Genomic DNA, 20,777 nt, shown 5'->3' with positions numbered 1-20,777 from the left:
GTTGAAACGATCTGGAACGACGATGCTCGATATCAAATGGATCCGTGAGAATCCCGAGGCTCTCGATGCCGCCCTTGCAAAGCGCGGCGCGGAACCTCTGTCGCAATCTCTCATCGCCCTTGACGAAAAGCGCCGCTCCGCCGTGCAGAAGGCGCAGGACCTGCTCTCCCGCCGCAACGCCGCCTCCAAGGAGATCGGCGCCGCCATGGCGCAGAAGAACACCGAGCTTGCCGACAAGCTGAAGGCCGAGGTCGCAGAGATCAAGGAAACGCTGCCGGCCGCCGAAGAGGAAGAGCGCGCGTTGTCCGCCGAGCTCAACGACCAGCTCTCGCGTATCCCGAACGTGCCGCACGACGACGTGCCTGTCGGCAAGGACGAGCACGACAATGTCGTGACCCGCATCGTCGGCGAAAGGCCGCGCTGGAACCATGCGCCGAAGGAGCATTTCGAAATCGGCGAAGCGCTTGGCTATATGGATTTCGAACGCGCCGCCAAGCTTTCCGGTGCGCGCTTCACGGTCCTCACCGGGCCTCTGGCCAGGCTGGAACGCGCGCTCGGTCAGTTCATGATCGACCTGCATACGAAAGAGCATGGTTATACCGAAGTTTCCTCGCCGCTGATGGTGCGCAGCGAGGCGCTGTTCGGCACCGGCAACTTGCCGAAGTTTGAGGAAGATCTCTTCAAGACGACGGATGGCCGATATCTCATTCCGACTGCGGAAGTGACGCTGACGAACCTGGTGCGTGAGGAAATCCTCGAGCAGGAGAAGTTGCCGCTGCGCTTCACCGCGCTCACTCCCTCCTTCCGTTCGGAGGCAGGTTCCGCCGGCCGCGATACCCGTGGCATGCTGCGCCAGCACCAGTTCTGGAAATGCGAGCTGGTCTCCATCACCGACGCAGAGAGTTCGCTCGCCGAGCACGAGCGGATGACGGCCTGCGCCGAGGAAGTGCTGAAGCGCCTCGGCCTGCATTTCCGCACGATGACGCTCTGCACGGGCGATATGGGTTTCGGCTCGCGCAAGACCTACGACCTCGAAGTCTGGCTGCCGGGTCAGAACACCTTCCGCGAAATTTCGTCCTGCTCCGTCTGCGGCGATTTCCAGGCGCGGCGCATGAACGCCCGCTACCGCGGCAAGGACGACAAGGCGACGAAGTTCGTTCACACGCTGAACGGCTCCGGCACGGCTGTCGGCCGCTGCCTGATCGCCGTTCTCGAAAATTATCTGAACGAGGATGGTTCCGTCACGATTCCGGACGTTTTGCTGCCCTATATGGGCGGCCTGACGAAGATCGAACGGGCGGCCTGAGAGAATGCGCATCCTGCTGACGAATGACGACGGTATTCATGCCGAAGGCCTGGCTGCGCTGGAACGGATCGCAAGGGCGCTTTCCGACGATGTCTGGATCGTCGCCCCTGAAACCGACCAGAGCGGCCTTGCCCATTCGCTCAGCCTTTCGGAGCCGCTGAGGCTCCGGAAGATTTCCGACAAGCACTATGCGCTGCGCGGCACGCCGACCGATTGCGTCATCATGGGCATCAAGCAGGTGCTCGACATCAAGCCGGATCTCGTGCTGTCAGGCGTCAATTCCGGTTCCAACGTTGCCGACGACGTCACCTATTCCGGCACGATCGCCGGTGCCATCGAAGGCACGATGCAAGGCGTACGCTCCTTCGCGCTCAGCCAGGCCTATGTTTACGACAATGGCGCCCGGCTTCTGCCCTGGGAAGTGTGCGAGGCGCACGCGCCTGCGCTGCTCGAGAAGCTGATGACGGTCGATCTGCCCGAGGGCACCTTCCTCAACCTCAACTTCCCGAACTGTCGTCCCGAAGACGTCGAAGGTGTCGAAGTGACGTCGCAGGGCAAGCTCGCCTTCAACCTGCAGGTCGATGCGCGCACGGATGGCCGCGGTTTTCCCTATTACTGGCTGAAATTCGGCGAACGGGCCGGCGCCTTTACCGAGGGCAGCGATATCCACGCCCTCAAGCATAATAAGATTTCGGTAACACCTTTGAAACTGGATCTGACCGATTATTCCGTGACGGACCGCGTGGCGCAGGTCCTCGGAAACGGAGTAAAGGCTTGACGGCAAAACTGGCCGAGAAGGAAGGCTTCGCAGCGCTGGTCCTCAGACTGCGCGCGGAAGGCATTTCCGACATCGATCTGCTGACGGCTGTCGAGCAGACGCCGCGCTCGCTGTTTGTGCCGCCGCAATTTATCGAGAATGCCTATTCCAGCCGCACGATCCCGATCGAATGCGGCTCCTTTCTGGAAGGCGTCGATTTCGCCGTCCGTCTCCTGCATCATCTGAAGGTCCGTCCCGGCCAGCGCGTGCTCGAAATCGGCACAGGCAGCGGCTTCACGGCGGCGGTCATCGGTCGCATTGCGGAACGCGTGCTGACGGTCGATCGCTACAAGACGCTGACGCTCTCGGCCCAGCGCCGCATGGAAGCCCTCAGCCTGCGCAGCGTCATCATCCGTCAGGCCGATGGCAGCAACGGCATGCAGGGCGAGGGCACGTTCGACCGCATCCTGGTCACGGCAGCCTTCAATTCCATGCCGCGCTTCTACGCCGATCAGCTCGTCTCCGGCGGCTCCATGATCGCGCCGCTGATGATCTCCGAGAACGAATGCCGCATGGTGCGGCTGACGAAAACCGGCAGCCGCTTCGAGCGGGAAGAGCTTTTCGATGCTCCCTATCTGCCGATTGTGCCACGGCTTGCTTCGCAGCTTTAGATCTGCAGGCGGCAAGGCCCGGCGGGCTACGATTTTTCGCCCGCAAACTTATGGTTATCAAGTTCTCAAAAATATAGCCCTGATTCCAGCGCCTTAACCGCATGGTAACACTAACGCGCTTTAATAGATTCACAAATGGTTGCGTTCTAAGTGGGTCGAGTCATGCGTTTCAGTCTTTCGCCGAAGTTCGGGAAATCGGCCGGCAATTTTCTGGTCGTCGCCTTGCTGGCGAGTGCGGCTACGAGCTGCAGCTCCGATGTAACACGTTTCGGCAGTCTCTTTTCCTCCTCCGGGCAGGATCAGATGACGACGAATTCGATCCCGCGCAGGAGTTTCAACGGGCCGCAGGGCGACCCGGTGCCGCGCGCCGATCTCGGCGGCTCGGCCATGCAGCCGGCTTACGCCCGCAACGATGCGATGAGCCAGCCCTATCCGGGTCGTCCGAGCTATGATCCGGCCGTCGGCTCCGGCTCCGCTGCGCGGATGGCATCCGCACCGGTTTCCATTCAGCGCTCCGAACTTGCGCCGCCGAGCGCAGGGTCCGTCTCGCCCCGTCAGCGGGAAAGGGACGTCGCTCTCGCCCAGCCGTTCCCGGCCGCTCCGAAGCCCGATCGCATCGCTTCGGCAGGTGCAAATGCGCCGAAGGTCGTTCCCGATACGCTGACGACGGGCACGACGCCGAAGGTTTCCGGCTGGTCGGCGACCAATGCGCCCTCCGTCACGCTGCGTCCCGGTGAAAATATCGCCGTCCTTTCCCGCCGCTACGGTGTTCCGGAAAAGGAAATCCTGCGTGTCAACAATCTGAAGACGGCGTCTGCCGCCCAGCCCGGCCAGTCGATCCTCATCCCGACCTTCAATGGCGGCAACAATGCCGCCAAGGCCGCGGCCCAGTCTGCCGATCTTTCCAAGCCCGGCAACCTGCCGCAGCCGACGAAGGGCCAGGAGCAGAAGGTTGCCGTGGTTCCCGGCGCCAACTCCGCCCGCGACAAGGCCGTCGCAAGCGCAGACCCGCTGGGCAAGGCACCGGCCGGCGGCGGCAAGAATCCGAATGGCGCTGCAGGCACCTATACGGTCAAGCAGGGTGACTCGCTTGCCAAGATCGCCAAGGCGACAGGCGCCGATATCGACGATATCAAGGCGGCCAACAATCTGTCGGCAAGCTCGATCCGCATCGGGCAGGAACTGAAGATCCCGAACGGCGCGGCCTCTGCCGATACGATCAAGACCGCCTCCATCCCGGCGCAGAAGGTCGAGCCGGCCAAGCCCGCCCAGCCTGCCGCCGCTCCGGTCCAGGCGGCCTCCGCGCAGCCGGCGCCCTACAAGGCTCCTGCCGCCACGCAGACGGTCGACGATGTCGAGAAGAAGTCCGACGTTAGCGCCGCCGCACCGGAAGCCACGGGTATCGGCAAATATCGCTGGCCGGTTCGCGGTCAGGTGATCGCCGCTTACGGCGCCAACGTCAACGGCAGCCGCAACGACGGTATCGATATCTCGGTTCCGCAGGGCACGCCGATCAAGGCTGCCGAAAACGGCGTCGTCATCTATGCCGGCAACGGCCTGAAGGAACTCGGCAACACGGTTCTCGTCCGCCACGACGATGGCACCGTCACCGTCTACGGCAATGCCGATACGCTGAGCGTCGCCCGCGGCCAGAAGATCCAGCGCGGCCAGACGGTCGCCGTCTCGGGCATGAGCGGCAACGTCAAGCAGCCGCAGGTCCACTTCGAGGTTCGCAAGGATGCCTCTCCGGTCAACCCCATGACCTTCCTGGAATAGTCGAAGAGCGTAGATTTCCTGAGCAGGTAGAGCGTCCCAGGAACATGCAAAAGCCCGGCCAGCCGCCGGGCTTTTGTCGTTTTGAAGCTATCGCGAAAATATGCGGCGGTTCAGGCGCGGTCGAGATGGACGCGCATGCGGCCGGCAAGATCCTGGATATACTGCCAGGCCACACGGCCGGAGCGGGCGCCGCGGGTGGTGGCCCATTCCAGCGCCTCGGCATGCATTTTCTCGCGCTCCAGGCCGAGCTTGAAGTGCTCGGCATAACCGTCGATCATCGTCAGATAATCTTCTTGGCTGCACTTGTGGAAGCCGAGCCACAGGCCGAAACGATCCGACAGAGACACTTTCTCCTCGACGGCCTCGGACGGATTGATGGCTGTCGACTGCTCGTTTTCCATCATGTGGCGCGGCAGCAGGTGGCGCCGGTTGGAGGTTGCGTAGAACAGCACATTGTCCGGGCGACCTTCGACACCGCCGTCGAGCGCCGCCTTCAGCGACTTGTAGGCGGTATCGTCATGGTCGAAGGATAGGTCGTCGCAGAAGACGATGACGCGATGCGGCGTGTCCTTGAGCAGGTCGAGGAGCGTCGGCAGGCTGGCAATATCCTCACGATGGACCTCGACGAGCTTCAGCGACACGCCGCTCTCGCGGCGCACGTCTTCATGCACGGCCTTGACCAGCGAGGACTTGCCCATGCCGCGCGCACCCCAGAGCAGCACGTTGTTGGCCGCATAGCCCTCGGCAAAACGCACGGTGTTTTCATGCAGGATGTCGCGTACGTGATCGACGCCGCGGATGAGCTTCAGCGCCACGCGATTGGGGCGCTGGACGGGCTGCAGATACTGCCGGGCAGGGGACCAGACGAAACAGTCGGCGGCGTCCCAGTCGTTGGCGGCGGCTGCCGGGCCGGCCAGCCGTTCGACCGCATCAGCAAGTCTCTTCAGCTCCTGAAGAAGAACGCTATTGATTTCCTCGGCCATCGGGTGCCTCCTTGATAGATCGCAGCGATTATCCGCTTTCGTTTTTGATGCCGGGTAGCATGGCCTTTCCACAGCGGAAAGGTTATGAGGCAGCGGAATCGGTACGGTTTCCGGCTGTTTTTGTTGCATTCATCAAGGCTGCAACTATAGTCCGGCGACTTGAAAAGAGAGGCGGGGTTCCGCCGCCCACAGCCTGAGGAGTTTAGCATGTTTATCACCCCGGCATTTGCCCAGAGCGCAACCGACGCCACGAGCGCTTTCGGCGGCTCAGGCCTCGAAATGATCATCCTGTTCGTGCCGCTGATGGTGGTCTGGTATTTCCTGCTGATCCGCCCGCAGCGCGCGCAGGCCAAGAAGCGCGAGGAAACCCTGAAGGCGATCCGTCGCGGCGACCAGATCGTCACCGGCGGCGGTCTTGTCGGCAAGGTTACGAAGGTTGTCGATGAGAAGGAAGTGGAAGTCGAAATCGCCGAAGGCGTGCGTGTGCGCATCGTCCGTACCGGCATTTCCGAAGTCCGCGTGAAGGGCGAGCCGGTCAAGGCAGACGCTGCATAACATGCGATAGCAACACCTGCCGGATCGGAAGATAGTCGAGAGAATGCACCATTTTTCCCGCTTGAAAACACTTCTGATCTGGCTGGTTGCGATTGCCGCAATTATCGTCGCTGCGCCCAATCTTCTCAGCCAGGCGCAGCTCTCCTCCCTGCCGGGCTGGTTGCGGCAGGCCCGCGTCACCCTCGGTCTCGATTTGCAGGGTGGCTCCCATATCGTCCTGCGCCTCGAACGCTCCGACATCATCCGTGATCGGCTCGAGGCAACTGTTGCCAGCGTTCGTGATGCGCTCCGCGGCGCCGGCATCCGCTATACCGGCCTTACCGGGACCGCGCAGACCGTGACCGTGAAGATCACGGATACGGCGCAGCTTGAAGCCGCGGCCGGCCTCCTGAAATCGCTGACATCGGCCAATATCTCGCTGCAGCAGAGCAATGACGGCCAACTGACGCTGCAGATCTCCGACAAGGCGATCGATGCCGACACCGTTGTTGCGCGGACCCGCTCGCTCGATATTGTCGCCCGCCGCATCGCCGGTTTCGGCAAGCAGGATTTTGTCGTTCGCCCCGACGGGGACGACCGTATCGCCCTCCAGGTGCTGGGCGCCGTCGATGCCGAACGACTGAAGAACCTGCTGAACGAGCCCGCCGCGCTCTCCTTCCATCTTATCGATGAAAGCATGACCGGCCAGCAGGCGCTTGCCGGCCGCTGGCCGGCGACATCGCAGGTGCTCTATTCGCTGGACGATCCGCCGGTTCCCTATCTCGTCGATCGCACGGTGATCGCGACAGGCGCCGATTTTGCCGAGGTCGATACGAAGACGGACCCGCAGACGCAGGACGGCGCGATCGTCTATCGCCTGAACGACGAGGCCACGAAGCGTCTGGCGCGGGCAACGACAGATAATGTCGGAAAACATCTTGCCATCGTCTTCGACGACCAGGTGATGGCAGACCCGGTAATCGAGGCGCCGATCACGGACGGCAGTGGCGAAATATCGGCCAACTTCTCCGAAGAGGGCGTTCAGGATCTGGCCGTCATGCTGCGGGCCGGCGCATTGCCTGCGACGCTGACATCGGTGGAGGAACGCACCGTCAGCCCGGTCTTCGGCTCCGAATCCGTCTTCTCCGGTCTCGTCGCCGGCATCGTCGCCGTTGTGCTCGTCGCAGCGCTCATGATCGCGCTCTACCGCATGCTCGGCATCATCGCCGTCGTGTCGCTGGCCTTCAATCTGGTGCTGATCGTCGCCGTGCTCAGTCTTTCGGGCGCCATATTGACGCTTCCGGGCATTGCCGGCCTCGTGCTGATCGTCGGCATGGCCGTGGATTCCAATGTGCTGATCTATGAGCGTATCCGCGAAGAGGAGAGGGTGGCGCATACCACCTTCGCCCAGGCGGTCGAGCGTGGCTTCTCGCGCGCCTTCGCGACGATTGTCGATGCCAATGTCACGATCTTCATCGCGGCGGTCATTCTGTTTTTCGTCGGCAGCGAATCCATCCGCGGCTTTGCCGTGACGCTGGCGGTCGGCATCCTCACGACCATCCTGACGGCCTTCACGTCGACGCGCGGCCTCGTGGCCGCTTGGCTTGCAAGGCGCCATCCGCGCCATCTGCCGAAGAGCGCGCTGACCGGGTTGTTCGAGCATGCCAATATCCGCTTCATGGGCATCCGCCGCTATGTCTTCACGGCATCGGCAGCACTTTGCATCGCCGCCATGCTTGCCTTCGCAACGGTCGGCCTCCAGCTCGGCATCGACTTTACCGGCGGTTCGCTGATCGAGGTCACGGCGAAGCAGGGCAATGCCGGTCTTGCCGATCTGAGCGCCCGCCTCAACGAACTGAACCTCGGACCGGTGCGTGTCGAGCCGATCGGCGATGCCGCCAACGCCCTGATCCGTGTCGGCTCGCAGGACGGCGGCGAAAATGCCGAGCAGTCAGTTGCGACGTTCATTCGCGGCGAACTCGCCGAAGACTACGATTTCCGCCGCGTGGAAGTGGTGGGGCCGGCCGTCTCCGGCGAACTGACGATGCTGGCGACATCGGGCATCCTGGCCTCGCTGTTCGCCATCCTCGTCTATATCTGGATCCGCTTCGAATGGCAGTTCGCGGTCGGTGCAATCGTCGCGACGCTGCATGACGTCATCATCATGCTCGGCCTCTTTGTGCTGACCGGCATGGAATTCAACCTGACGAGCGTGGCAGCCCTTCTGACCGTCGTCGGCTATTCGCTGAACGATACCGTGGTCGTCTACGACCGCATGCGCGAAAACCTGAAGCGTTACAAGAAGATGCCGCTGCCGATCCTGATCGACGCGGCGATCAACCAGACGCTGTCGCGCACCATTCTGACGGCCGCCACGACCCTGCTGGCGCTGCTTGCGCTTTACGTTTTCGGCGGCGCCGTCATCCGCTCCTTCACCTTCACCATGCTCTTTGGCGTTGCGCTTGGAACATTCTCCTCCATCTATATAGCGGCGCCCGTTCTCATCATCTTCCGGCTGCGCCGGGAGACCGGTGACGGCGACGAGGGCGACATCAGCATGAAATCCGGCAAGCCGGCGGTATAGATACATGGCAAAAGGCATTGAAATCCGCGACGCCCATTTCCCGGGCCGCGCTCCCATCGACACCTATGGAAATGGCGGCTTCCGCTTTGCGGACATGTCGCATCGCGGCTCCATCCTCTGCCTGCCCTCGGGCATTCACGGCTGGGACATGGACATGACGAAGCCGCTGTCGGTGGAGAATTTCCGCCGCGTGCTCGATGAAGCCGCCGATATCGAGGTGCTGCTCGTCGGCACCGGCACGGAGCTGCGCCGCCTGCCTGCAGAACTGCGCGCGGCGCTCAAGGCGCGCGGCATCTCTTCCGACCCGATGAGCACGGGTGCCGCCGTGCGCACCTTCAACATCATGCTTTCCGAACAGCGTGCCGTCGCCGCCGCCCTGATCGCGGTCTGAAACATGGCCGATCCGAAGACGAACCAGGAGATCAGCCTGGCGACGCTGCGCGATACCGATCGCGACCGCTACCTTGCGTGCCTGCTGTCTCCCGAGGACAAGCGCGGCGCGCTCGCCGCCCTCTATGCATTCAATGCGGAGCTCGCCCGCATCCGCGATCTCGTGCACGAACCTCTGCCCGGCGAAATCCGCATGCAATATTGGCGCGACCTTCTGGAGGGCAATGCGCGCGGCTCGACAGAGGCCAATCCGCTCGCCGCGGCCCTTCTTTCGACTGTCGAGACGCATCGGCTCCCGCGCCAGACGCTGGTCAATATGACCGAGGCCAGGATCTTCGATCTCTACGACGACCCGATGGAAAGCCGAACCTCGCTGGAAGGCTATGCGGGCGAAACGGCTTCGGCACTCATCCAGCTTGCGGGCCTGATCCTTTCGCCCGAGGACGCCATGAACTGCGCCGATGCCGCCGGTCACGCCGGCGTGGCGCAGGCCATTTCCGGCATGCTGCTGCTGATGCCGCTGCACCGACGCCGCGGCCAGCTCTATATCCCGCTTGAAATCCTCAAGGCGACGGGTCTCGATCGGGAAACCTTCCTGGCCGGTGCGGACAAGCTGCGTATTTCCGCAGCCATCGAGGCCTTTGCCGGGCTTGGCCGCGACCATCTTGCCAAGGCGAGGGCGGCTGCCATTCCGCCGTCCGTGCTGCCTGCCTTCCTGCCGGCAACGCTTGCGGAACCGGTGCTTGTGAAGGCGCAGAAGCGGGGTGCGGCCGTTCTGGAGGTCTCGCTGCAGGAGCCGCAATGGCGCCGTCAGCTGCGCATGGCTTTTGCCGGCATGCGCAAGAAAATCTGATGACGGTCAAACTCGCGCAAGTCTCGCGCGTTATGTCTGCGACGACCCCATTTTAAACGGAGACATCGCGTGGGCATTATCGTCTGGTGCGTTCTTTTCGCCATCGTCGTCTTCTTCGCCTTCGTGGCGACGCGCATGGCTGCTCAGAACAAGGAGGATGGCCTGCACGATACGGGCCTCGCCATCATCGAATTCGGCCGTGCATTTCCCAACGAAGCGATCCGCCAGCTACAGGCGACCGTGGACGGCCAGGCCGTCTTCGTGCGTCTGCACGACAACAAGGCCGGCTTCATGCGCAACATGTCGCGCCACTTCGCATGCCATCTGATCGAGCCGGGAACGGTGCGGGTTCTCGCCTCCGAGACGGGCCGGGGGCTGAGCATCGAATTTGTCAATGCGCCCTCGCACAACGGCACCTATGAGTTCGCCTCGGCCAAGGAGGCGTCGGAAGTCTCGCTCTGGCTGCTCGGCAACTATGTTGCCGAGCCGGACAAGGAATTGCCTGCGCCGAACAGCACGGCGGCAAACGGGCATTAACCGCGGTAATCTCAGGAACCGCGGTAATCTCAGGCGCTTTCGGCGAGCTTGACGTCCTGGCCCAGCCAGGCGGCGCAATCGGCAAGCGCCCGCTTGGCAATCAGCTGCCGCTTCATGATCGTCTTGTCCTTGCCGCGGAAGCGCTTGATGCCTTCCGGCTTGACGATCGAACCCGGCTGCAATTCCGGAAACAGGCCGAAATTGATGTTCATGGGCTGGAACGAACGCTTGCCCGGCTCCTCGTCCGTGACGAGATGGCCGCCGGTAATGTGGCCGAGCAGCGAGCCGAGCGCAGTCGTTGCCGGCGGAAGCGAAACCGCCTCGCCCTTGCGCTCAGCAGCCGCAAAGCGGCCGGCCAGTAGCCCGACGCTTGCGCTTTCCACATAACCTTCGCAGCCGGTGATCTGACCGGCAAAACGCAGGCCCGGACGCGATTTCAGCATCAGCGACGGGTCGAGAAGTGTCGGAGAGTTGATGTAGGTGTTGCGGTGCAGGCCGCCGAGGCGGGCGAATTCGGCATTCTCCAGGCCGGGGATCAGGCGGAAGATCTCCGCCTGCGCACCATATTTCAGTTTCGTCTGGAAACCGACCATGTTGTAGAGCGTGCCGAGCGCATTGTCCTGGCGAAGCTGCACGACGGCATAGGCCTTCACGGAGGGGTTATGCGCGTTGGTCAGGCCCATCGGCTTCATCGGCCCGTGGCGCAGCGTTTCGCGTCCGCGCTCGGCCATCACCTCGATCGGCAGGCAGCCGTCGAAATAGGGCGTGCCTTCCCACTCCTTGAAGCCCACCGTATCGCCGGCGATGAGGGCGTCGACGAAGGTGTTGTACTGCTCTTCGGTCATCGGGCAGTTGATATAGTCCTTGCCGGTGCCGCCGGGGCCGACCTTGTCGTAACGCGACTGATACCAGCAGGTATCCATGTCGATGCTGTCTCGATAGACGATGGGCGCGATGGCGTCGAAGAAAGCGAGCGAATCCTCGCCCGTTTCCGCCTGGATGGCGCTCGCAAGCGACGGCGCCGTCAACGGCCCGGTGGCGATAATGGCGAGATCCCACTCTTTGGGCGGCAGACCGGAGATTTCTTCGCGCACGACCGTGATCAGCGGATGCTCGTGGATCGCCTTGGTCACGGCATCGGAGAAGCCGTCGCGGTCGACGGCCAGCGCGCCGCCCGCCGGCACCTGATGTCTGTCGGCCGAAGCCATGATCAGCGAGCCGGCCATGCGCATTTCCGCATGGATGACGCCGACGGCATTGCTGGTCGCATCGTCCGAGCGGAAGGAATTGGAACAGACGAGCTCGGCAAGCCCGTCGGTCTTGTGGGCATCGGTGCCGCGCACGCCGCGCATTTCGTGCAGGATCACCGGCACGCCGGCGTTGGCGATCTGCCAGGCGGCTTCGGAACCGGCCAGTCCGCCGCCGATGACATGAATAGGGGAATAGGAGGAGTTCTTGCTCATTGGCGGCTGATATCACGCCAGCCCACACGATCCAACAGCAGAATCAAAAACGGCGCTTCCGGCACCGTAACGTGATCGGCTCGGCCCACTGAACCGGCATCGGGCCGGTTTGCCGTGGTTGCGATTGCTGCGATCAGGACCTGAAAACGAAAACGGCGCCCGATGGCGCCGTCTTGGGGAACGTCTCGTTCGCGTTTATTAGCGGAACGAACGCGATGCGATGTTGCGGATGTCGTAGCGGCTGACGCCGATGTCGGCAAGCGTCTGGTTGGACAGGTTGCCAAGTTCGTTGAGCGTGCGGCGGTAGCTAATCCAGCTCTTTGCAATGCGGATCGGGTTCATGGTCTCTTCCTCAGATGTCTTGCGCAGGCGGCAGGATCGCCGTCTCTGCGGTTGACCTCTATATAGTCGCGGTCCCCGAAATTGTGCAGTGCAAATAAGAGGCGTCTGCTATGCAAATGTGCAATCTGATGCCCGGTAAATATGCAGAGCGCGATTTTTGAGCGGGCTAAGAATTAACGGTTCCGCAACCTTTGCGGCAATCTGGGCGACCGGGAAAAAGAAAACGCCCGCTGCGAGGGCAGCAGGCGTTTTGGGAAGGCAATCTGCTTGGGAGGAGCAGCGATTACCTGTACTTAGCGGGCGGCAGCTTCGCGAGCAACGCGATGGATGTCCGAGCGGTCGATGCCGAGGTCATGCAATTCGCGGTTGGTCATGCGGCCGAGTTCGGTAACGGTCTGACGATACTTGCGCCAGTTGTTGAACGAGCGAGAGAAGTTCATGTTAATCCCCTTTCCTAGGGCTTGATCCTGCCAGCAGCCTGTCTTCGGCTCTGACCTCTATTTGATGACCAGAATATATGTTGCGGCGCGAAGAACTAACAGAGCCAAGATTTCAAGCCACCTATGCGTGATTCGCAAAGCTCAGCCCTCGATTTACACGCTTTGGCCGTTTTCTGGTCAACGAATAGGCAGAATGATTTTTTCGCGAACGGGTGTTTTCGCGAAGCAATATTTGGCCGGCTTCCGGGTCCGTGAAGAGCGTTTTCCTGCACATGCCTTTTCGCGGTGCGTTTTGCAGAACGTGAGCGGGCCGGCGGTTGCGGCAAGGTCGCGCCGGCAGCCGATACGGCTTAACGAAGGCTTCACCATAACTCGCGGGAAAGCCCGGAAAGGCGGGGCGCTAATCGTTTAATCACCCGTTAAGCAAAACGCCCACCGGGGGAGGATCCGGTGGGCGTCATGATGGTGACTGGCAACTGGGAGGAGGAGTGTTGCCAGTCTATCGCAGGGCGCTGGGAGGAGGAGTGCGCGTCTGCGAATCTCGTCACGGACATATGGTCCGCAGGCATCCGGAAAACCGGGCCGGGGCGCCATCCCCGTGCTTCGACATGCAGGTAAATAGTATGACTTTTGATGATTTTGCAGTGCAATATCTTCATGAGGGCTATGCGGTTCATGCATGCCTCTTCGCCGGCCCTTATATATTGCCAATATTGCGGTTAGTGTTTCGTTAACGCCTGATGCGAATTAGGCCAATGAGGAAATTGCATATTTGCAAGGCTGGCGTTTCCGCGGGCCGATCCTGCGCTATAAAGGCGAAAGCCGATAATGACGGAACGATGCGGGGGTGGGCATGTATCGCGGCAGGTTGGAGCGGGATCTCTCGCTCTGGGTGGAGAAGGGACTTCTTGAGGCGAAGGCGGCTGAAGCTCTGCTTGCCGAATATGATGCGCGTCCGGCAAGTTTCAGCCTCGGCCGCGTATTGATGGGGCTGGCAGCCGTGCTGCTCGGCGCGGCGCTGTTGCTGCTTGTCGCCTCCAATTGGGAATATATCCCACGCCTTGTCCGTGTCGGCCTGATGCTGGCGCTGATCTGGGCCGTTCACATCGGCGCGGCGCTCCTTCTCCTGCGTGGCGCGCTCGCAACGGCCGGCGGCCTGCTCGTCATCGGCGCGCTCAGTTTCGGCGGTGCCATCTCCCTTGTCGGCCAGATGTATCACCTGTCCGGCGACGAGCAGGCGGTCATGTATCTCTGGTTTGCCGTCGCCACCGTTTCGGCAATTCTGTTCCGCTCTGCGGCCGTGACCGTCGTCGCCGGCTTTCTTTCCTGGGCCTCCTTCGCGGTCTATCTCGAGAATTTCGATACCCGCTGGTTCGGCTTCGGCCCCTATGTGCCGCTTGTCATGGCAGCTGTCGTCATCGGGCTCGTGCGTTTCACCGGCGCGGATCGGGCGCGCCATCTTGCCTATCTGCTCGTCGTCGGCTGGCTTGCCTGGCTCTACGTCGTTGTTGACGAGATTTCCGTAGCGATCGCCTTCGCGGCCCTCGGCATGCTGGCCTTCCTGCTGACCGCCTTGCCTGTCCGCCCGATTTCCGCGCTCGTCGGAACCGCGGGTGCCGCGCCGGCATTCTATAGTTTCCTCGTCGCAATCATGGGACTGCTCCTGCTTCATACGGAATTGGACGAAGGCGCCCCCATGGTCGTAATCGGCCTGCTGACGCTTGCCGCCGCTGTTGCGGCGATCGTGCTGCACGGCCGCGACAATGGTGCCGTCCGCTATCTGGCCTATGGCGCCTTCGCCGCCGAGATGCTCTATCTGGCCTCGGTGACGGTCGGCACGATCCTCGGCACGTCGAGCCTCTTCCTGTTTTCGGGCCTGGTGGTCGCAGCCGTCGCCTGGGTCGTCATCCGCCTTGAAAAACGCTTCGCCGCAGGCCGCGTGGAGGAACGCGCATGAGCTTTGCCTTCGCAAGACCGCAACCCGGCCGCTTCTATATTCTTGCCGCGATCCTCGTCGCCGGGCTGCAGACGCTGATCCTCGGTTACGTGATCCAGAGCAGGGCATCGATCCTGGCAAACGGTACGGAAGTTCTGCTCAAGACGGCCCCGGTCGATCCGCGCGATTTCCTGCGTGGCGACTATGTGGTGCTGAACTACGACATATCGTCGGTCCCGGTCTCGACGATCATCGGTGGCATTCCGGCGCAGGCCGGCGAACAGACCCTGTGGGTACGCCTCAGGCGCCAGCAGGACGGCTTCTGGGGCATCGTCGAATCGTCGTTCGGGCCGCTGCCGGCAGCCGCGGATACGGTCGTGCTGCGCAGCCTGCCCTTTTACAGCTATGGTCCCGATAGCGGCGATACCATCCGGGTCGAATACGGGATAGAGCGTTATTACGTGCCGGAAGGCGAGGGCAAGCCGCTGGAGGAGGCCCGCAACGAGGGCGACGTTTCCATTGCCGCCAGCGTGTCTTCCTCCGGTGCCGCGCAGATCCGCAGCCTCGTGGTGGACGGCAAGCCGGCCTATGAGGAGCCTCTCTATTGAGACCCCGCGCGGCTGGCGGGAAGGTCGCGCTTTGGGCCGCAAATCCCTGTCATTTGCCGTTCATTTTTCCTTTGCCTGTTCTAAATCGGGTGATATAGAGACGCCGCGCTCGGAAGGCCTCATGCGCAGGCATATGCATGCGGTTTCGCGAACGCGGGTATGGTGAAATTGGTAGACACGCCAGATTTAGGTTCTGGTGCCGCAAGGCGTGGGAGTTCAAGTCTCTCTACCCGCACCAGACTGCCTTGCAGCGCGGGAGGACTGGGAACTTCATAGTCTCGGATACCCGAAAAGCGAGTGCTGTTCCGCTTCAGGCGGAACGAACAGGAATTGAGAAAAAAGCCACGTGCGGCAGTTGGCCGGCGTCGTGCTCACCGAAACGAACGGCGTCTGGGCACGGCCGCCACTGAAATGAAGGTAGGAAGACATGCAGGTTATCGAAACGCTCGCTGAAGGGCTGAAGCGCGAAATCAAGGTCGTTATCCCGGCCAAGGACATGGAAAACAAGCTGAACGAGCGCCTTGCCGACGTAAAGGACAAGGTCCGCATCAACGGCTTCCGTCCGGGCAAGGTTCCGGCCGCGCACCTTAAGAAGGTCTACGGCAAGTCCATCATGGCCGATCTCGTCAACGAGATCGTTCGCGACCAGCCGACCCAGATCCTGTCTAGCCGTGGCGAAAAGTCGGCGACCCAGCCGGAAATCAACATGACGGAAGACAAGGACGAGGCAGACAAGATTCTCGCTGCCGAGCAGGATTTCGAGTTCACCCTGTCCTACGAAGTTCTCCCGCCGATCGAACTGAAGTCGAACAAGGGCATCAAGGTCACGCGCGAAGTCGTCGACATCTCCGACGACGAAGTCAACGAACAGGTTCTCAAGGTCGCTGAAAGCGCCCGCGACTACACCGAAAAGAAGGGCAAGGCCGCCAACGGCGATCGCGTCAAGATGGACTATGTCGGCAAGGTCGGCGGCGTTGCCTTCGACGGCGGCACCGATCAGGACGCCGAACTGGTTCTCGGTTCCGGCCGCTTCATTCCGGGCTTCGAAGACCAGCTGGTCGGCGTCAAGGCTGGCGACGAGAAGACCATCACCGTAACCTTCCCGGCCGACTACCCGGCCAAGAACCTCGCCGGTCAGGAAGCGACTTTCGACGTCACCGTCAAGGAAGTTGCCGCTCCGGCTGATGTCGAAATCAACGACGAACTCGCCAAGAAGCTCGGCCTCGAATCCGCCGATCGCCTCAAGGAAATCGTCCGCGGCCAGATCGAATCCCAGTACGGCTCGCTGACGCGTCAGAAGCTGAAGCGCCAGATTCTCGACCAGCTCGACGAGATGTACAAGTTCGAAACCCCCTCCAAGCTCGTCGAAGCCGAATATAACGGCATCTGGAGCCAGGTCAGCAACGACCTCGCACAGTCCGGCAAGACCTTCGAAGACGAAGACACGACCGAAGAGCAGGCACGCGAAGAATATCAGAAGCTCGCTGAGCGTCGCGTCCGCCTCGGCCTCGTTCTCTCCGAGATCGGCGAAAAGGCCGGCGTCGAAGTTTCCGAAGACGAAATGCAGCGCGCCATCTATGAGCAGCTGCGCCAGTATCCGGGCCAGGAAAAGCAGATCCTCGAGTTCTTCCGCAGCCAGCCGGGTGCCGCAGCCTCGATCCGCGCTCCGATCTTCGAAGAGAAGGTCATCGATCACCTGCTGACCGAAATCGACGTCACCGACAAGAAGGTGACGAAGGAAGAGCTGCTCGCCGACGAAGAGGGCGAAGCTTCCGAAAAGGCCGACGCCAAGAAGGCTGCTCCGAAGAAGAAGGCTGCCGCCAAGGCCGAGGCTTCTGCCGAAGGTGAAGAAGCTGCGCCGAAGAAGAAGGCCGCTCCGAAGAAGAAGGCTTCCGAGGACAGCGCCGAATAATCGGCTCTTCCGGACCGACATCGAAAGCCCTGCCGCTCGCGGCAGGGCTTATATATTGCGAGGCCGGTGCTTCATACGAAGCACCGGCCTCGTTTGTCATTTAGTGCTTCTTGTCGAAGCTTGGAGACCAGCCGGCCGATCCTCGGCCCGGAACCCGTGTCAGACGGGTTTGGGAGCGTGAGTAAGTTTGGCAATCTTCTTGATGTGGCTGACGGCAGCCGTGCCGCCGGCGGTCTTGGTGAAGAGGTCGAGAACGTCTTCATCGTCGTCGCCAACCGGCGTCAGGGCCTTGTCCATATAGGTTCCGGCATCTGCCCTGCGCGCAATCAGGAAGGCCGTGACGCTGAGATTGATGATCGTGCCGGCGAGCGAGACGTGTTTGCGGATCGTCTCGAAGGTAAAGCGCGGCCAGAACAGTAGTGGATGCTCGCGCTTGAGGCCGGGGCGCCGCTCGGAAGGATGTTTCAGGCGCAGAAGGCCGCTCTGCAGCGGATGCACGTTCTCCAGCGGCACGGTGGTCGCAAACGAGACCAGGACCTTGACCAGACTGCTCAGCGAAATGCCGGTTGCGACAGCGCGGCGAAGCAGGGTCTTCATGTGCTCGGGCGAATAGTAGAGCGACCAGGCCTCCCGGTAGATGCTCTCCCATTCCGGCTTGCTCATCTTCTGATGCGCCGTGCAGACATGTTCGACGTCGTAAATATTGAGATCGGCGTCCATATCGACGCCCTTCCTCCAGAGGACCTGGTGGTCCTCCGAACCGGGCAGCGGCGTCAGGACGAAGAATTCGATGACGTCGAGCGGCAGCTCTTCCTGAATGATCCTGATGTCGCGGCGGATCGAGTCCGGCGTGTCTGCCGGGAAACCCAGGATATAGCCGGCAAGCGTCATGATGCCCTGCGCCTTCCAGGCAAGCAGCATCTTGCGGTATTCGGTGATCTTGTTCTGGTTCTTCTTGGCGGCGGTCAGGTTGTCCGGGTTGACGTTTTCAAGGCCGATGAAGACGCGGGTGACACCGGCGCGTTTCGATTTTTCGATGAAATTCGGGATCTTGTGGCAGAGCGTGTCCACCTGGATCATCAGCCCGAGCGGAATGCCGTCCTTTTCCCTGAGCTCGATCAGCCGGTCGAAGATGGCTTCCCAATCCTTGTTGCGGGCAAAATTATCGTCGGTGATGAAGAACTTATGGATGCCTTGCGCCCAGTTCATGCGCACCAGTTTCTCGACATCGTCGGCCGAGCGGAAACGGGATTTGCGGCCCTGCACGTTGATGATCGTGCAGAACGAACATTGATAGGGACAGCCGCGGCCCGCATCGAAGCTGGTGCTGAGGCCAAGCGTGCGCTGGATATTGTCTTTCGGCAGGAACGGCACCGGGGTGCCGCCGATGCCGGGCAGATCGTTCATGAAATTGTAGAGCGGCTTCAACTCGCCGGCGGCGGCATCCCGCAGCACTGTCTCCAGCCGCCCTTCGGCCTCGCCGGCAAACATGGAAACGCCCATCTTGCGGCATTCCTCGAGGCCGATCGCATCGCCGTCGAGCATCGACAGGCATCCCGAGACATGAAAGCCGCCCATCGAAACCGGCAGTCCCGCATCGCGGAAGGGGCGCGCAATGTCGAGCGCGCGGGGATATTGGTTGGATTGCACGCCGATCAGCGCGACCATGCCGAAATTGCCGTTTCGGCTGAACTGCGACAGCAATGCCGCAAAATCGATTCGCGTATTGGTTTCGTCGATAACGGTGATGTCGATGGCGGTATCGGCGCCCAGGACCTGTCGCTCGGCGCAGTCGACGGCGATGCCGTAAATGGCAGCCAGCGAGTTGGACGGAATCATGGCCCGCCACCAGCGAATGACGTAGCCGTCATCGTCATAGTGCGACGGTTTTATCAGGATCAGCTGAAACCGCCTGCGAGCAACCTCTGAACTATGGGGCAAAATATCGATCTTTCGTTATGGGCTGCGCGCCGTATCCGGGTGGCGTGGCAGACCGGTCTGAGACATGTATTTCATGCTGTCGAAAGGCGCGGTCCCATAAGTGGGAACGCTGTAAACAAAACGCAATGGACCGATGCGGGCGCCTGCAACCCTAGCTTACCAATATCTTTTGACATAGGATATAGGTAGTTGGCGCAGGGCTCCAGTCAGCCGCAGGCGATGCGCCGATCGGCGCCTCGTCAAGAAATAAAGCTCAAAGATCAATGGGTTGGGAATAGTGCCCGGAAAGGCGAGGGGAGATCCCCCCGCTTCCTCACAGTTCGGATTTTATATCGCCCATACGGTTCCAGGCATCGAGACCGGCAATCTTGTAGGCTTCGGCGAGCGTCGGGTAATTGAACGTATTCTCGACGAAATATTCGACCGTGCCCTTCAGGTTAAGCACCGCCTGACCGATATGCACGAGTTCCGTGGCGCCTTCGCCGACAATGTGCACGCCGAGCAGGCGGCGCGTCTTCAGCGAGAAGATCAGCTTCAGCAGGCCCGTGTCCAGACCCATGATGTGGCCGCGCGAGGTTTCGCGGAAACGCGCAATGCCGCATTCGTAGGGAATGCCGCGTTCCTTCATTTCCTCTTCCGTCAGGCCGCAGGTCGAAATCTCCGGCACGGCATAGATGCCGTAGGGAAAATATTTCTGCGGCTCCTTGGCCACGGCGCCGATTGCGACGCGCGCCGCGATACGGCCCTGTTCCATCGAGGTCGAGGCAAGGCTCGGGAAGCCGACAACGTCGCCGGCGGCGTAGATATTGGGCACGGACGTCTGGAACGTCTCGGGATTGACCTTCAGGCGTCCGCGGCTGTCGGCCTCGAGGCCGATGGCCTCCAGGTTGAGTGTGTCGGTGGCGCCCATGCGCCCGGCCGCAAAGAGCACCATGTCGGTCACGAGATGCCGGCCGCTGTCCAGCGTCAGCTGAACCTTGCCGCTGTCGAGCCGCTCGACCTTTTCGGCCTTCGTGCCGAGCAGCAGCTTCATGTTGCGGTCGCGCAGCTGATAGGTGAAATCCTCGACGATCTCCTTGTCGATGAAGTCGAGCATGGTCGATTTCGGGTCGATAACGGTGACGGCCGTATCCAGCGCCGAAAAGATCGTCGCATATTCGATGCCGATGACGCCGGCGCCGATGACGACCATGCTGCGCGGCAGTTCCTCGATATCGAGCAACTCGTCGCTGTCGAGTACGGTCTTGTTGTCGAAGGGCATGTAGTCGGGCCGGAAGGGCTTGGTGCCGACGGCAAGCAGAATGCTGGCGCCCGTCACCGTCATGGTCTCGCCGTCGTCCTTGATGACCTGCAGGCTGTTGGCGTCGATGAAGCTTGCCTTGCCGCGGATATGCTGGACGCGGTTGCGGGCGAACTGGTGTTCGAGCACTTCGACTTCGTGGTCGAGCGTGATCAGCAGGCGGCGGCGCAGGTCCTCGGCGCTGATCTCCTGCTTGACGCGGTAGCTGCGGCCGTAGAAGCCGCGCTCACGCCAGCCGGAAAGATTGAGCGCGGTTTCGCGCAGCGTCTTGGACGGGATCGTGCCGGTATGGACGGAAACGCCGCCGACGCGTTTTCCCTGCTCGATGACCAGCACTTTCTTGCCGAGTTTTGCAGCCTGGATTGCGCCGCGGCGCCCCGCCGGTCCGCTGCCCACTACCACGAGATCGTACTGGAACATCCTTTAGCCCCGAACTTGAATTGG

General features: G+C 61.6%; 18 protein-coding genes and 1 tRNA gene. 13 read left to right on the top strand and 6 right to left on the bottom strand.

The features are described 5' to 3' along the window. The first annotated feature begins 22 nt into the window (after positions 1-22). The 4 genes from serS (at position 23) to ACU8HS_RS00670 (ending at position 4,510) form a co-directional block, all read left to right on the top strand. Positions 23-1,306 (top strand): serine--tRNA ligase, encoded by a 1,284-nt coding sequence (serS, locus tag ACU8HS_RS00685; protein WP_447015224.1) that lies wholly within the window; start codon positions 23-25, stop codon positions 1,304-1,306. A 4-nt stretch (positions 1,307-1,310) separates the two neighbouring features. Beyond that, entirely contained in the window at positions 1,311-2,084 is a 774-nt protein-coding gene (gene surE / locus ACU8HS_RS00680; RefSeq protein WP_112568209.1) for a 5'/3'-nucleotidase SurE, read from the top strand. Then, entirely contained in the window at positions 2,081-2,734 is a 654-nt protein-coding gene (locus tag ACU8HS_RS00675) for a protein-L-isoaspartate(D-aspartate) O-methyltransferase (protein ID WP_112568207.1), read from the top strand. Before surE ends, ACU8HS_RS00675 begins: the two co-directional genes overlap by 4 nt. A 162-nt stretch (positions 2,735-2,896) precedes the next feature. After that, positions 2,897-4,510, top strand: coding sequence for a peptidoglycan DD-metalloendopeptidase family protein (locus ACU8HS_RS00670; protein ID WP_447015223.1), 1,614 nt, complete (start codon positions 2,897-2,899; stop codon positions 4,508-4,510). A gap of 110 nt (positions 4,511-4,620) precedes the next feature. Here the strand turns inward: ACU8HS_RS00670 and ACU8HS_RS00665 are convergent, their stop codons facing one another. After that, positions 4,621-5,493 (bottom strand): ATP-binding protein, encoded by an 873-nt coding sequence (locus ACU8HS_RS00665; protein WP_112704891.1) that lies wholly within the window; start codon positions 5,491-5,493, stop codon positions 4,621-4,623. A gap of 207 nt (positions 5,494-5,700) precedes the next feature. On the opposite strand from ACU8HS_RS00665, the gene yajC reads away from it, so the two are divergent. The 5 genes from yajC to ACU8HS_RS00640 all read left to right on the top strand — a co-directional run bounded on the left by yajC (position 5,701) and on the right by ACU8HS_RS00640 (position 10,391). Continuing rightward, entirely contained in the window at positions 5,701-6,048 is a 348-nt protein-coding gene (yajC, locus tag ACU8HS_RS00660; RefSeq protein ID WP_007813582.1) for a preprotein translocase subunit YajC, read from the top strand. 43 nt (positions 6,049-6,091) lie between these two features. After that, on the top strand, positions 6,092-8,611 hold the full coding sequence (gene secDF, locus ACU8HS_RS00655) for a protein translocase subunit SecDF (RefSeq protein WP_447015222.1): 2,520 nt from the start codon (positions 6,092-6,094) through the stop codon (positions 8,609-8,611). A 4-nt stretch (positions 8,612-8,615) separates the two neighbouring features. Continuing rightward, a complete protein-coding gene (locus ACU8HS_RS00650) occupies positions 8,616-9,002 on the top strand; it encodes an Mth938-like domain-containing protein (protein ID WP_112568199.1) in 387 nt (128 codons plus the stop codon). A gap of 3 nt (positions 9,003-9,005) precedes the next feature. Then, positions 9,006-9,854, top strand: a complete 849-nt coding sequence (locus tag ACU8HS_RS00645; RefSeq protein ID WP_113413899.1) for a phytoene/squalene synthase family protein — start codon at positions 9,006-9,008, stop codon at positions 9,852-9,854. Between the two features lie 69 nt (positions 9,855-9,923). Next, complete coding sequence (locus tag ACU8HS_RS00640; protein ID WP_112568195.1) at positions 9,924-10,391, top strand: hypothetical protein; 468 nt, start codon at positions 9,924-9,926, stop codon at positions 10,389-10,391. Between the two features lie 29 nt (positions 10,392-10,420). Here the strand turns inward: ACU8HS_RS00640 and trmFO are convergent, their stop codons facing one another. The 3 genes from trmFO to ACU8HS_RS00625 all read right to left on the bottom strand — a co-directional run bounded on the left by trmFO (position 10,421) and on the right by ACU8HS_RS00625 (position 12,636). Continuing rightward, positions 10,421-11,854 carry a methylenetetrahydrofolate--tRNA-(uracil(54)-C(5))-methyltransferase (FADH(2)-oxidizing) TrmFO gene (gene trmFO / locus ACU8HS_RS00635; RefSeq protein WP_113413900.1) on the bottom strand — a complete coding sequence of 478 codons (1,434 nt, stop codon included), beginning with the start codon at positions 11,852-11,854 and terminating at the stop codon, positions 10,421-10,423. A 198-nt stretch (positions 11,855-12,052) separates the two neighbouring features. After that, positions 12,053-12,196, bottom strand: coding sequence for a DUF1127 domain-containing protein (locus tag ACU8HS_RS00630; protein ID WP_112568191.1), 144 nt, complete (start codon positions 12,194-12,196; stop codon positions 12,053-12,055). Between the two features lie 293 nt (positions 12,197-12,489). Beyond that, positions 12,490-12,636, bottom strand: coding sequence for a DUF1127 domain-containing protein (locus ACU8HS_RS00625; protein WP_112568189.1), 147 nt, complete (start codon positions 12,634-12,636; stop codon positions 12,490-12,492). Between the two features lie 853 nt (positions 12,637-13,489). On the opposite strand from ACU8HS_RS00625, the gene ACU8HS_RS00620 reads away from it, so the two are divergent. From ACU8HS_RS00620 to tig, 4 genes are all read left to right on the top strand, one after another. Continuing rightward, a complete protein-coding gene (locus ACU8HS_RS00620; protein ID WP_112754327.1) occupies positions 13,490-14,593 on the top strand; it encodes a DUF2157 domain-containing protein in 1,104 nt (367 codons plus the stop codon). Then, on the top strand, positions 14,590-15,180 hold the full coding sequence (locus tag ACU8HS_RS00615; RefSeq protein WP_112754329.1) for a GDYXXLXY domain-containing protein: 591 nt from the start codon (positions 14,590-14,592) through the stop codon (positions 15,178-15,180). Before ACU8HS_RS00620 ends, ACU8HS_RS00615 begins: the two co-directional genes overlap by 4 nt. Before the next feature lie 153 nt (positions 15,181-15,333). Continuing rightward, a tRNA-Leu gene (locus ACU8HS_RS00610) sits at positions 15,334-15,418 on the top strand. Between the two features lie 189 nt (positions 15,419-15,607). Further along, positions 15,608-17,092 carry a trigger factor gene (gene tig / locus ACU8HS_RS00605; RefSeq protein WP_112568183.1) on the top strand — a complete coding sequence of 495 codons (1,485 nt, stop codon included), beginning with the start codon at positions 15,608-15,610 and terminating at the stop codon, positions 17,090-17,092. A gap of 159 nt (positions 17,093-17,251) precedes the next feature. Here the strand turns inward: tig and ACU8HS_RS00600 are convergent, their stop codons facing one another. Together ACU8HS_RS00600 and sthA are read right to left on the bottom strand one after the other, a co-directional pair. Beyond that, positions 17,252-19,033 (bottom strand): B12-binding domain-containing radical SAM protein, encoded by a 1,782-nt coding sequence (locus ACU8HS_RS00600; RefSeq protein WP_447015221.1) that lies wholly within the window; start codon positions 19,031-19,033, stop codon positions 17,252-17,254. Between the two features lie 313 nt (positions 19,034-19,346). Continuing rightward, on the bottom strand, positions 19,347-20,753 hold the full coding sequence (gene sthA, locus ACU8HS_RS00595) for a Si-specific NAD(P)(+) transhydrogenase (protein ID WP_112568179.1): 1,407 nt from the start codon (positions 20,751-20,753) through the stop codon (positions 19,347-19,349). Positions 20,754-20,777 lie beyond the last annotated feature (24 nt).

The organism is Rhizobium sp. KDH_Rht_773_N (assembly GCF_052946295.1).
This window is presented reverse-complemented; position numbering and strand designations above follow the sequence as displayed.

Coding starts and splice junctions, on each gene's coding strand:
- trmFO (WP_113413900.1), bottom strand. CDS start 11,854: ATGAGCAAGAACTCCTCCTATTCCCCTATTCATGTCATCGGCGGCGGA.
- surE (WP_112568209.1), top strand. CDS start 1,311: ATGCGCATCCTGCTGACGAATGACGACGGTATTCATGCCGAAGGCCTG.
- ACU8HS_RS00625 (WP_112568189.1), bottom strand. CDS start 12,636: ATGAACTTCTCTCGCTCGTTCAACAACTGGCGCAAGTATCGTCAGACC.
- tig (WP_112568183.1), top strand. CDS start 15,608: ATGCAGGTTATCGAAACGCTCGCTGAAGGGCTGAAGCGCGAAATCAAG.
- secDF (WP_447015222.1), top strand. CDS start 6,092: ATGCACCATTTTTCCCGCTTGAAAACACTTCTGATCTGGCTGGTTGCG.
- ACU8HS_RS00670 (WP_447015223.1), top strand. CDS start 2,897: ATGCGTTTCAGTCTTTCGCCGAAGTTCGGGAAATCGGCCGGCAATTTT.
- sthA (WP_112568179.1), bottom strand. CDS start 20,753: ATGTTCCAGTACGATCTCGTGGTAGTGGGCAGCGGACCGGCGGGGCGC.
- ACU8HS_RS00645 (WP_113413899.1), top strand. CDS start 9,006: ATGGCCGATCCGAAGACGAACCAGGAGATCAGCCTGGCGACGCTGCGC.
- yajC (WP_007813582.1), top strand. CDS start 5,701: ATGTTTATCACCCCGGCATTTGCCCAGAGCGCAACCGACGCCACGAGC.
- ACU8HS_RS00665 (WP_112704891.1), bottom strand. CDS start 5,493: ATGGCCGAGGAAATCAATAGCGTTCTTCTTCAGGAGCTGAAGAGACTT.
- ACU8HS_RS00630 (WP_112568191.1), bottom strand. CDS start 12,196: ATGAACCCGATCCGCATTGCAAAGAGCTGGATTAGCTACCGCCGCACG.
- ACU8HS_RS00650 (WP_112568199.1), top strand. CDS start 8,616: ATGGCAAAAGGCATTGAAATCCGCGACGCCCATTTCCCGGGCCGCGCT.
- ACU8HS_RS00615 (WP_112754329.1), top strand. CDS start 14,590: ATGAGCTTTGCCTTCGCAAGACCGCAACCCGGCCGCTTCTATATTCTT.
- ACU8HS_RS00620 (WP_112754327.1), top strand. CDS start 13,490: ATGTATCGCGGCAGGTTGGAGCGGGATCTCTCGCTCTGGGTGGAGAAG.
- serS (WP_447015224.1), top strand. CDS start 23: ATGCTCGATATCAAATGGATCCGTGAGAATCCCGAGGCTCTCGATGCC.